This window comes from Variovorax sp. 20P10.2.4 (assembly GCF_058244205.1).
On sequence record NZ_JBZAYE010000180.1, the window covers coordinates 1 to 12287 of the forward strand.

The following is a 12287-nucleotide window of genomic DNA, read 5'->3' on the forward strand; positions in this document are numbered from 1 at the left end:
CTGCGCCGCCGCGTCAAGGCCACGCGCTGGCCCGACCGCGAGACCGTGAGCGACCTGTCGCAGGGCGTGCGGCTCGAGAAACTGCAGCCGCTGGTGCGGTACTGGGGCAGCGGCTACGACTGGCGCAAGGCCGAGGCGCGGCTCAATGCCCTGCCGCAGTTCATCACCGAGATCGACGGCCTCGACATCCACTTCATCCACGTGAAGTCGCGCCATCCCGATGCGCTGCCGCTGGTCATGACCCATGGCTGGCCCGGCTCGGTGATGGAGCTGCTCAAGACCATCGACCCGCTCGTCAACCCCACCGCCCATGGCGGCCGCGCCGAGGATGCCTTCCACCTCGTGCTGCCCTCGATGCCCGGCTACGGCTTCTCGGCCAAGCCGCGCAGCACCGGCTGGGGCCCCGACCGCATCGGCCGCGCCTGGGACGTGCTGATGAAGCGGCTGGGCTACCCGCGCTACGTGTCGCAGGGCGGCGACTGGGGCTCGGTCATCTCGGACGGCATGGCGCGCCAGAAGCTGCCGGGCCTGCTCGGCATCCACGTCAACATGCCGGCCAGCGTGCCGCCGCAGGTGGCGCGGGCACTCAACAACGGCGACCCCGCGCCCGCCGGCCTCGACGACAAGGAGAAAGCGGCCTTCGATGCGCTGGACTTCCTCTACAGGAAGGGCGGCGGCTATGCCGCGCTGATGGTGACGCGGCCCCAGACCCTGGGCTATGCGCTCGAGGACTCGCCCGCGGGCCTGGCCGCCTTCTTCTACGACAAGTTCACCGAGTGGACCTACAGCGGCGGCGACGCCGAGAAGTCGCTCACGCGCGACGAGATGCTCGACGACATCACGCTCTATTGGGTCACGAAGACCGCCACTTCGGGCGCGCAGCTCTACTGGGAGAACAACGCCAACAACTTCAACGCCGTCGACATCTCGATCCCGGCCGCGGTGACCGTGTTCCCGGGCGAGATCTACCGCGCGCCGCGCCAGTGGGTCGAGGCGGCGTACCACAACCTCATCTATTTCAACGAGGTCGACAAGGGCGGGCACTTCGCCGCCTGGGAGCAGCCGGCGCTGTTCAGCGCGGAGTTGCGCGCGGCGTTCCGGTCGCTGCGCGGTTGAAGGAGGCGTCTCGCGGCTTCAAGCCGTGAGCGCTTCGCGTGCGATCGTCGCCAGCAGCGCCGCGCCGATCGGCAGCACCGCGTCGTTGAAGTCGTAGTGCGGATGGTGCAGGCCCGGCACGTCCTTGCCGACGCCGAGCCAGAAATAGGCACCGGGGCGCTCGTTCAGCATGAAGGAGAAATCCTCCGAAGCCATGCTGGGCAGCACGCCCGTGAAGACGCGCGCGGCGCCCAGCAGACCGGTCGCGGCGCGCCGCACGAGCTCGGCGCAGGGCGGCGCGTTCACCGTCGGCGGCAGGAAAGGCAGATAGCGCACGTCCGCCCGGGTGCCGAACGCGCTGGCGCAGTCCTTCGCGATCTCGGCGACGCGCCGCCGCAGGACCTCGCCCGCGGAGGCATCGAACCATTTCGCGATGCCGGCGATGTTCGCCTCCGGCGGCACGGTCACGCTCTGGGTGGGAACGCCATGCGCGATGGCGCCGCCGGCCTGCAGCGAATGCACGGTGAGCACCGCGCTCAGCGCGGGATCGAGGTTGCGGCTCACCACGGTCTGCAGCGCCGCGACCACGGCGCAGGCGGCCACGACCGGGTCGGCCGTGCGATGCGGCATCGCGCCATGTCCGCCGACACCCTCGATGCGGAGCCAGAAGTCGTCGCGTGCCGCCATCATCGCGCCGGGGTTGACGGCCACCGTGCCCGCCGGCAGCGAGGGCCAGTTGTGGAGCGCATAGACCGCGTCGCAGGGGAAGCGTTCGAACAGGCCGTCCTCGATCATCACGCGCGCGCCCGCATGGCCCTCTTCGCCGGGCTGGAAGATGAAATGCACGGTGCCGCCGAAATCGCGCGTGTGCGCCAGGTGGCGCGCGGCGCCCAGCAGCATCGTCACGTGCCCGTCGTGGCCGCAGCCGTGCATTCGCCCCGCATGCACGGAGCGGTGCGCGCACGTTCCTTCCTCCTGCACCGGCAAGGCGTCCATGTCGGCGCGCAGGCCGACGGACTTCGAGGAGGAACCGGCCCGCCGGCCGCGCAGCACCCCGACCACGCCGGTGCGGCCGACGCCGGTGTGCACCTCGTCGAGACCGAAGCCTTGCAGCGCCTCGGCCACGCGCGCCGCGGTGCGCCGTTCCTCGAAGCCCAGCTCGGGGTGCGCATGCAGATCGCGGCGGAAGGCCGAGAGGAAGGGGTGGAAGTCCGAGATGGCGCGCAAGGTGCCGTCGTCGGTGTTTCCGCCGGGCGTGGGAAGAACGAGGCTCATCGGGTGGCGCTCCTGGATTGCGATGCGGCCATCGTAGGAACGGCGGGCACCCGCGTCCAAGACCGACCGCGTCCGCTTCCAGATGCGCAGCCTATGAAGGCGGCGGCGCGGGCGCGCGTGTAGGCGCTGCATATAGTTTCTGACGCCAACGCTATTGGACGCATTTCGGCAAAAGCCTTCTCATTCCGCGGCAGTTCGCAGCAGGCACCCCGCCTGCTGTTTTCACCCACGCAACACAGGAATGGAGAAGACATGCCTTCAACCCACAGGGTCGCCATCGTGACCGGCGGCAGCCGCGGCATCGGCGCGGCGATCGCGCGCCAACTGGCAAGCGACGGCCATGCGGTCGTCGTCAACTACGCGGGCGATGCGGCGAGCGCCCGCGCCGTGGTCGCCGACATCGAGTCGCGCGGCGGCCGCGCCATCGCGCTTCAGGCCGACGTCTCGAAGGAAGAGGACGTGCTGCGGCTGTTCCGCGAGACCGATGCGCAGCTCGGCGCGCCGACGGTGCTCGTCAACAACGGCGGCATCACCGGCGGCTTCTCGCGCGTGGACGAGGCGGACGCGCGGATGCTCGCGCAGGTGTTCGGCGTCAACGTCGTGGGCGCGTTCCTGTGCTGCCGCGAGGCGGTGCGGCGCATGTCGATCCGCCACGGCGGGCGCGGCGGCGCGATCGTCAACGTATCCTCGCGCGCCGCGGAGATCGGCGGCGGTGGCGAGTGGGTGCACTACGCGGCGACCAAGGGCGCGCTGAACACGCTGACCACCGGCCTCGCGCGCGAAGTCGCGCTCGAGGGCATCCGCGTCAACGCCGTGGCCGCGGGCCTGATCGAGACCGAACTCCATGCGGCCGCCGGCAAGCCCGACCGCGCCGCGCGCATGGCGCCCGGCATTCCGATGGGCCGCGCGGGCCTGCCCGAGGAGGTGGCGCAGAGCGTCGCCTGGCTGGTGTCGCCCTCGGCCGGCTACGTGACCGCCGCCATCGTGGCGGTGGCCGGCGGCCGCTGACCCCGGCACCGAATCGATGTCCGCAGAACGAACGAGAACTGGAGACAAAGCAATGCACGCATCCCCGACGGGCACCACGGCCCCCAGTCCCTCCAAGGCCAGGCACGTGGTGATCGCCTCGACCCTGGGTACCGTCTTCGAGTGGTACGACTTCTATCTCTATGGCGCGCTGGCCGTGATCATCGGCAAGAACTTCTTCGCCAGCGCCACGCCGCTGGAGGCCTACATCTTCGGCCTGCTGGCCTTCGGCACCGGCTTCGTGGTGCGGCCTTTCGGCGCGCTGGTGTTCGGGCGGCTCGGCGACATGATCGGGCGCAAGTACACCTTCCTCGCGACCATCCTGATCATGGGCCTCGCGACCTTCGCGGTCGGCCTGCTGCCCACCTATTCGTCGATCGGCAGCTTCGCGCCGGCGATCCTGATCGGGCTGCGCATGCTGCAGGGGCTGGCAATCGGCGGCGAATACGGTGGCGCGGCGGTCTACATCGCCGAGCACGCGCCGCCGGGACGACGCGGTGCCTACACCTCGTGGCTGCAGACCGCGTTCATCGTCGGCCTGTGCCTGGCGCTCGGTGTCATCCTGGGCTGCCGGCTCGCGATGTCGCCCGAGGCCTTCGAGACCTGGGGCTGGCGCGTTCCCTTCCTGCTCTCGATGGTGCTGCTGGCGATCTCGGTGTGGATCCGCATGAAGCTGCACGAGTCGCCGGTGTTCGCCGAGATGAAGTCGGCCGGTGCGCTGTCGCGCGCGCCGATCCGCGAGAGCTTCGGCAACTGGCGCAACCTCAAGCTGGTGCTCATCGTGCTGTTCGGCTTGCAGGCGGGGCAGGCAGTGGTCACCAATGCCGGCCCGATCTACTCGTCGCTGTTCCTGGTGAACACGCTGCGCGTCGATCCCATCACCGCGACCACGCTGTCGACCATCGGCCTGCTGCTGGGCGCGCCCTTCTACGTGATCTTCGGCTACCTCAGCGACCGCATCGGGCGCAAGCCGATCGTGCTCGCGTCGCTGGTGCTCGGGGCCGTGTCGCTGTTCCCGGTCTATCACGGGCTCACGCACTTCGCCAACCCGGCGCTCGAGGCCGCGCAGGCGCGCTCGCCCGTGGTGGTGGCGGCCGATCCGGCGCGCTGTTCGTTCCAGTTCAACCCGGTCGGCACCTCGAAGTTCACCTCGAGCTGCGACGTGGCGAAGAGCGCGCTGGTGCGGCGCGGCATCCCCTACAGCAACGAGGCCGCGGTGCCGGGAGCGGCGGCGGTGGTGCGCATCGGCGCGCTGTCGTTGCCGGCCTATGACGGTGCCGCCGCCGACGCGAAGGAGCGCGCGGCCGCGTTCGACCAGGCACTGGGCAGCGCACTGGAGAGCGCGGGCTACCGCGCCAGCGCCGACCCCGCGCAGATCAACCACCTCATGATCGTGCTGATCATCGTCTACCTGCAGCTGCTCACCGGCATGGCCTTCGGCCCCATGGCCGCGATGCTGGTCGAGATGTTCCCGGCGCGCATCCGCTACACCTCGATGTCCTTGCCCTATCACATCGGCAACGGCTGGATCGGCGGCCTGCTGCCCGCGACGGTCGTCGCCATACAGGCCGCCACGGGCAGCATCTTCGATGGGCTTTGGTACCCTGTGCTGATCGCGGGCGCGGGGTTCGTGCTGTGCTGGCTGTTCGTTCCGGAGACCCGGGACCGGGCGCTCGACAGCTGAACCGCCGAAGGCGCACCGCGCAGGAGAACGGAATGCGCGACCACCTGCTTGGCCCATCGAACGACGACGATTCGCGACCCGCGCATTCGGGCGGGCCGGCCGCGCGCCTGGAGATCCGGCACCTGCGCTACTTCCGGGCGGTGGCCGAGGAGCTGAGCTTCACGCGCGCGGCGGACCGGCTGCACATCGCGCAGCCACCGCTGAGCCAGCAGATCCGCCAGCTCGAGGAGGAGCTGGGCGTGCAGCTCATCGACCGCGACAACCGACCGGTGCGGCTCACCGAGGCGGGAACGCTGCTGCTGGAGCGCGCGGTCGCGATCATGTCGCAGTTCGATGCCGCCGTGGACGACGTGCGGCGCATCGGCCGCGGCCACAGCGGCAAGCTGGCGATCGGCTTCGCGGGCTCGGCCATGTACAGCGTGCTGCCCGATGTGCTCAACGCGTTTCGCGACCGCTATCCCGAGGTCGAGCTGTCCTTCAGCGAGCTGCTGGCGGCCGAGATCGCCGAGGCGCTATCGCGGCGTTCCATCGACGTCGGTTTCTCGCGCCCGGGACTGCCGCCCGATCCGGCGATCGAGCAGCGGCTGCTGATCACCGAACCGCTGATGGCCGCGGTGCCGACGCGGCATCCGCTGGCCGCGCGGGCCACCATTCCCGTGGAGGAGCTCCATGGCCAGGCCGCCGTGCTCTATCCGCGCCATCCGCGGCCCAGCCTGACCGACCTGATCCTTCATGCGCTCGGCGAGCGCGGCATCGTGCTCGAGCTCAAGGAGGGCGCGCGCAACATGCAGACCGCGCTGGGCCTGGTCGCGGCCGGCGCCGGCATCAGCTTCGTGCCCGCCAGCGTCTGCGGGCACGGACGCAGCGGCGTGCGCTTCGTGGGCATCGAGCCGCAGGTGCTGACCTCGCCGATGACCGTGGTCTGGCGCAAGGACCACGCTTCGGTCGCGCTGAAGAACTTCCTGCAGATCGTCGAGACGGTGGGCCCGGCGCACGGCTGAGCCGAGGTGCGCGGGCCGCGCCAGACGCCGTGCCTCTGCCAGCGTATCGCGTCGGTATTGGACGCTGCGCGGGGCTATTCCTAAAGTTCATCGCACCGCTTCGAAGCGGTGCCTTTTCACAGATGAACCACAGGAACACCATGTCTGCACTAGATGACGCCATGCGCGACGCCGCCGCTTCCGGCATCCGATTCGATCACGTACCGGCCAACGGCCTGAACATGCACTATGCGCGCGTCGGCCAGGGCGCGCCGCTCGTGCTGCTGCACGGCTGGCCCGAGTTCTGGATGGTGTACCGGCCGCTCATGGACCTGCTGAAGAACGATTTCGAACTCATCGTTCCCGACCTGCGCGGCTGCGGCTTCACCGGCAAGCCCACACCCGGCCCCGATGCCAATGCCAACGCCGCGACGCACGCCGAGGACATCGCCGAATTCACGCGGCGCCTCGGCCTCGACCGCTTCGGCATGGTGGGCGGCGACCTCGGCGCCTACGTGCTGCAGGCCTTCAGCCAGGCCCACGGCGATCGGCTTAAGGGCGCGTTCTATTTCTGTACCCCGTATCCCGGCCTCGGTTCGCGCTACGGGCAGCCCGACCACCTGATCGAGGTCTGGTACCAGTACTTCCAGCAGCTGCCATGGGCCGCGAAGCTGGTCGGCGCATCGCGCGAGAGCTGCAGGCTCTACATGTCGCACTTCCTCGATCACTGGTCGGGCGACAACCCCGAGGTGTTCGCCGACATGATCGAGATCTACGTCGACATGTTCATGCGCAACGACAACATCCAGGGCGGCTTCGACTGGTACCTGAGCTCGGCCGCCAACCGCCGCAAGTGGCTCGAGGGGACCCTGCCGCCACCGCCTCGCATCACGGTGCCCTCGCGCTTCCTCTGGGGCCGCCGCGATCCCCTGATCCGCCCCGAGTGGTCGGACCGTTTGGGCGACTACTTCGCCGACTTCAGCATCGACTTCGCCGATGCCGGGCACTTCGTGCACCGCGAGGCGCCCGCGGTCTGCGCGCGCGAGATCAAGGCCTTCTTCGAGGGCCGGTGATGGCTGTCATGCCGGGCGAGGCGGCCGCGCGCTTCATGACGCCGTGGTCGCGCCAGGGGCAGCGGCCCGGCCCCGTCTTCGTCGGTGGGGCCGGCGTCCACCTGCACACGGCCGATGGCGCGCGCTGCCTGGACCTGTCGAGCGGCCTCATGTGCGCCAACCTGGGCCATGGCCATCCGACGGTGATCGAGGCGATACGGCGCCAGACCGAGTCGCTGTGCTTCGTGTCGCCCACCTTGCGCAGCGACATCCGCGAGGCCTTCTCCGAGCGCCTGTGCGCGCGGGCGCCCTGGCGCGGCGGCGCACGCGTGCACTTCACCACCGGTGGCGGCGAGGCCAACGACGACGCGGTGAAGATCGCGCGCCTCGTCACCGGCCGGCTGAAGGTGTTGAGCGCCTACCGCTCCTACCACGGCACCAGCGCCGGCGCGGCCGCGCTCACGGGCGGCAGCCGCCGCTGGGCCAGCGAGCAGGCGGCGCCGGGCGGCATCGCGCGCTTCTTCGCGCCGCATCCCTACCGCAGTCCCTTCCACACCGACGACAGGGCCGAGGAGGTGCGGCGCGCGCTGGCGCATCTCGAGCGCGTGATCGAGCAGGAGAACCCCGCCAACATCGCGGCGATCCTGATCGAGCCGGTGCTCGGTTCGGACGGCCTCGTCGCGTACGAGGAGGGCTATCTGGCCGGCGTGCGCGAACTCGCACGGCGCTGCGGCGCGCTGCTGATCCACGACGAGGTCATGTGCGGCTTCGGCCGCGTCGGCGAGATGTTCGCCTCGCGCCGCGTCGGCGTCGCGCCCGACATGCTGAGCTTCGCCAAGGGTGTCACGGGCGCCTGCATGCCGCTGGGCGGCGTGCTGATGCGCGAGGAGATCGCCGAAGCCTTCGACCACCGGCCCTTTCCGTTCGGCCACACCTATTCGGGCCACCCGGTCTGCATGGCGGCGGGGCTCGGTGCGCTGCGCGCCTACGAGACCGAAGGCCTCTTCACGCGAGGGCGCGAGATCGAAGGCTGGCTCCGGCAAGGCCTGGACGACATCCGCGAGCGCAGCGCCATCGTGGGCGACGTGCGCGGCATTGGTGCCTTCTTCGGCATCGAGCTCGTGCGCGACCGCAAGACGCGCGAGCCGCTGGTCGCATGGCAGGGCGCCGACCAGCGGCTGATGGACGACTTCCAATCCGACCTGCTGGCGCGCGGCGTGTGGCTGTACGTCAAATACAACCTGTGCGTGGTCGCGCCGCCGCTGACCATCTCCCAGGCCGATCTGGCACACGGGCTCGCCATCGTCTCGGAGGCGTTGCAGGCCCTCGAGGCCAGGGTGTCGGCATAGGGCCGGCCGCTCAAAGCTGCGGCGACAACACCGCCGCCAGGTGCTCCCACGCCTTCTCGAGCAGCGGCCGATCCTTCCAGCCCTCGTAGCTCAACCGCTTCGACTGCGCGAGGTCGGCCTCGAACTGCACGGTCTGCGCCGCGGCGAAGGCCTCGTCGTAGATGTTGAGGTTGGCCTCGTCGTTGAGCCGGAACGAGCGGTTGTCGAAGTTGGTCGAGCCCACCGACACCAGCAGGCCGTCGACCAGGAACACCTTGCAGTGGTACATGGTCGGCTGGTACTCGCTGATCTGGGCGCCGGCCTCGAGCAGCGGGCCCCAGGCGGCGCGCGAGGCGCGGCGCACGGTCTGCGAATCGATGATCGGTCCCGGCGTGACGATGCGCACCCGCACGCCGCGATGCAGCGCCGCGACCAGCGCGCCCACGGTGAGATCGTCGGGCACGAAGTAGGCGCTCGAGAGGTCGATGGTCTTCGTGGCCGCGGCGATCGAGAGCAGGTACATCAGGTGCATGCTCTCGCTGCCGCCCGAGGGCGAGCTGCTGAACATCTGCGCGCGGCCCGTGCCCACCGGCGGCAGCGGCGGGAAGTAGCGCTCGCCGTGGAACACGTCGCCCGAGACCTTGATCCAGTTGTCCATGAAGACGGCCTGCATCTGCGCCACCACCGGGCCCTCGACCTTGTAGTGCGAGTCGCGCCAGTGCGTTGGGTCCTGCGCATTGCCGGTCCATTCGGGTGCGATGCCGACACCGCCCGTGAAGCCGATGCGCCCGTCGACCACCAGCAGCTTGCGGTGGGTGCGGTTGTTCATGCGCGCGATGTCGTACCAGCTCGGCTTGTGGAACTTGCGGATCTCCACGCCGGCGCTCTCCATCTCGCGGATGAAGTCCGCGTCGACCTTCGCGCTGCCGACCCAGTCGAGCAGCACATGCACCTTGACGCCGGCGCGCGCACGTTCCGACAGCGCATCGGCAAAGGCGCGGCCGATGTCGCCCGACCAGTAGATGTAGGTCTCGAAGGTGATGCTGTGCTTCGCGGCGCGAATCGCCGCGAGCATCGGCGGAAAGATCTGGTCGCCGTTCTGGAAGGCCTCGAAGCGGTTGCCGTCGGTGATCGGCGGGCCGAGCATGGCGCCGAGCGCGCGCTGGTACTGGGGATCGTGCAGCGCGTATTCGCGGCGCACCTGTTCGTCGAGCTTCTTCTCGCCGCTCGTGAGGTTGAGCACGAGCAGGGTGGCGGCCAGCGTCAGGACGAAGGTCCAGGCGATGGCTTTCCAGGGCTTGCGGGGGGCAGGGACAGGCATGCCTTATCGTGCCGGCCTTTGCCCGCGCCGAATCGAGGTCGCGCCCTTGTCCTGCAAGGCGCCGCTGCGATGTCTGCCATCAATATCGGCCTGCGGCGCCAGCCACTGCGAACACCATGCCTCAACAACCCAGACCTCCGGCCGATCCGGCCCCCCACCGTTTCGTCAGCGTGCGCGGCGCGCGCGAGCACAACCTGCGCAACGTCGACGTCGACATCCCGCGCGATGCCCTCGTGGTCTTCAGCGGCATCTCGGGTTCCGGCAAGTCCTCGCTGGCCTTCGGCACGCTGTATGCCGAGGCGCAGCGGCGTTACCTCGAATCGGTGGCGCCCTATGCGCGACGGTTGATCGACCAGGTCGGCGTGCCGGCGGTCGATGCCATCGACGGGCTGCCGCCGGCCGTGGCCTTGCAGCAGCAGCGCGGCACGCCGGGCACGCGCTCCTCGGTGGGCAGCGTGACCACGCTGTCGAACCTGTTGCGCATGCTCTATTCGCGCGCGGGCGACTACCCGGCGCGCCAGGCCATGCTGCACGCGGAGGACTTCTCGCCCAACACGCCGCAGGGTGCCTGTCCCGTCTGCCACGGGCTGGGCCGGGTGTTCGAGGTGACCGAGCGCGCGATGGTGCCCGACGACAGCCTCACGATCCGCGAGCGCGCGGTGGCCGCCTGGCCCTCGGCCTGGCAGGGGCAGAACCTGCGCGACATCCTCGTCACGCTGGGCATCGACGTCGACACGCCGTGGCGCGCGCTGCCGAAGAAGACGCGCGACTGGATCCTGTTCACCGAGGAGCAGCCGACGGTGCCGGTCTATGCGGGCTTCACGCCGGCCGAGACGCGCGCCGCGCTGCGCCGCAAGCTCGAGCCCAGCTACCAGGGCACCTTCATGGGCGCGCGCAAGTACGTGCTCCACACCTTCGCCACCACGCAGAGCACGCTGATGAAGAACCGCGTCTCGCGCTTCATGTCGGGCGCGTCGTGTCCGGCCTGCCAGGGCAAGCGGCTCAAGGCCGAGGCGTTGTCGGTGCGTTTCGCGGGGCTCGACATCGGGCAGATCTCGCACCTGACGCTGGGCGCGCTGGCGCAGGTGCTGCGGCCGGCCGCGCGCGGCGAGGCACATGGCAAGACCGTGCCGTCGGCCGAGAAACGCATCGTGGCGCAGCGCATCGCGCAGGACGCGCTGGCGCGGCTCGAGACGCTGCTGGGCCTCGGGCTGGGCTATCTCTCGCTCGATCGCGCAACGCCCACGCTGTCCCCGGGCGAGCTGCAGCGGCTGCGGCTCGCGACGCAGATCCGCTCCAAGCTGTTCGGCGTGGTCTACGTGCTCGACGAGCCTTCGGCCGGCCTGCATCCGGCCGACGCCGAGGCACTGGTCGACGCGCTCGATGCGCTCAAGCGCGCGGGCAACTCGCTGTTCGTGGTCGAGCACGACCTGGACCTGATGCGCCGCGCCGACTGGCTGGTCGATGTCGGGCCCGGCGCGGGCGAGAAGGGCGGCGAGGTGCTCTACAGCGGGCCGCCCGCCGGGTTGCGCGAAGTGGCAGCTTCCCGCACGGCCGCCTACCTGTTCGCGCCCGAGGCCGCCGGCGATGCGGGCCGGCCGCCGCGTTCGGCGCAGGGCTGGCTGCGGCTCGAGGGCGTCACGCGCAACAACCTCGAGGCGGTCGATGCGGCTTTTCCGATCGGCGCGATGACCGCGGTCACCGGCGTTTCGGGATCGGGCAAGTCGAGTCTCGTGAGCCAGGCCCTGGTGCAGCTGGTGGCGGCCCACCTGGGCCACGAGGCGCCGGCCGACGACGAGCCGGGCGAGGGCGAGCCCTCGCTCGCCCAGGAGACGCACGGCCGCATCGTCGAGGGCCTGGACCGGATCCGGCGCCTGGTGCGGGTCGACCAGAAGCCGATCGGCCGCACGCCGCGTTCCAACCTCGCGACCTACACCGGGCTGTTCGACCACGTGCGCAAGCTGTTCGCGCAGACCCGCGCCGCGAAGGCGCGCCGCTTCGATGCCGGCCAGTTCTCGTTCAACGTCGCCAAGGGCCGCTGCCCGACCTGCGAGGGCGAGGGCTTCGTCAGCGTCGAGCTGCTGTTCATGCCGAGCGTCTATGCGCCGTGCCCGCAGTGCGGCGGCTCGCGCTTCGATGCGGCGACGCTGAAGGTGCGGCTGCGCGACAAGAGCATCGCCGACGTGCTCGCGATGACGGTGGACGAGGCGCATGCCTTCTTCGGGGACGACGCACCGATCGAGCGGCCGCTGCGCCTGCTCGCGGCGATCGGCCTGGGCTACCTGCGCCTGGGGCAGCCGGCCACCGAGCTGTCGGGCGGCGAGGCCCAGCGCATCAAGCTCGCGACCGAGCTGCAGCGTGCGCAGCGCGGCGACGCGCTCTACGTGCTCGACGAGCCGACCACCGGGCTGCATCCGTCGGACGTGGACCGGCTGATGGCGCAGCTCGACGAGCTGGTCGACGCGGGCAACACGGTGGTGCTGGTCGAGCACGAGATGCGCGTGGTGGCGCGCTGCGACTGGGTCA

General features: G+C 70.2%; 9 protein-coding genes. 7 read left to right on the top strand and 2 right to left on the bottom strand.

Annotation, left to right across the window (positions count from 1 at the left end; translation table 11 throughout):
* A partial coding sequence (locus AC27VN_RS18170) for an epoxide hydrolase family protein (RefSeq protein ID WP_490877416.1) occupies positions 1-1116 on the top strand: 1116 nt, incomplete at its 5' end.
* 18 nt (positions 1117-1134) lie between these two features.
* On the opposite strand, the gene AC27VN_RS18175 is transcribed toward AC27VN_RS18170, so the two are convergent.
* Positions 1135-2370 (bottom strand): amidohydrolase, encoded by a 1236-nt coding sequence (locus AC27VN_RS18175; RefSeq protein ID WP_490877417.1) that lies wholly within the window; start codon positions 2368-2370, stop codon positions 1135-1137.
* A gap of 252 nt (positions 2371-2622) precedes the next feature.
* On the opposite strand from AC27VN_RS18175, the gene AC27VN_RS18180 reads away from it, so the two are divergent.
* From AC27VN_RS18180 to AC27VN_RS18200, 5 genes are all read left to right on the top strand, one after another.
* Complete coding sequence (locus AC27VN_RS18180; RefSeq protein WP_490877418.1) at positions 2623-3378, top strand: SDR family oxidoreductase; 756 nt, start codon at positions 2623-2625, stop codon at positions 3376-3378.
* Positions 3379-3430: 52 nt separating this feature from the next.
* Positions 3431-5080, top strand: a complete 1650-nt coding sequence (locus tag AC27VN_RS18185) for an MFS transporter (protein ID WP_490877419.1) — start codon at positions 3431-3433, stop codon at positions 5078-5080.
* 32 nt (positions 5081-5112) lie between these two features.
* A complete protein-coding gene (locus AC27VN_RS18190) occupies positions 5113-6081 on the top strand; it encodes a LysR family transcriptional regulator (protein WP_490877420.1) in 969 nt (322 codons plus the stop codon).
* A 140-nt stretch (positions 6082-6221) separates the two neighbouring features.
* Positions 6222-7133 carry an alpha/beta fold hydrolase gene (locus AC27VN_RS18195; protein ID WP_490877421.1) on the top strand — a complete coding sequence of 304 codons (912 nt, stop codon included), beginning with the start codon at positions 6222-6224 and terminating at the stop codon, positions 7131-7133.
* Positions 7133-8461 carry an aminotransferase class III-fold pyridoxal phosphate-dependent enzyme gene (locus tag AC27VN_RS18200; protein ID WP_490877422.1) on the top strand — a complete coding sequence of 443 codons (1329 nt, stop codon included), beginning with the start codon at positions 7133-7135 and terminating at the stop codon, positions 8459-8461. Before AC27VN_RS18195 ends, AC27VN_RS18200 begins: the two co-directional genes overlap by 1 nt.
* Before the next feature lie 10 nt (positions 8462-8471).
* Here AC27VN_RS18200 and AC27VN_RS18205 read toward each other — a convergent pair whose 3' ends face one another.
* Positions 8472-9761, bottom strand: a complete 1290-nt coding sequence (locus tag AC27VN_RS18205; protein WP_490877423.1) for a phospholipase D-like domain-containing protein — start codon at positions 9759-9761, stop codon at positions 8472-8474.
* Positions 9762-9877: 116 nt separating this feature from the next.
* On the opposite strand from AC27VN_RS18205, the gene AC27VN_RS18210 reads away from it, so the two are divergent.
* Positions 9878-12287, top strand: a 2410-nt coding sequence (locus AC27VN_RS18210) for an excinuclease ABC subunit UvrA (RefSeq protein ID WP_490877424.1), incomplete at its 3' end; no start/stop codon positions are given.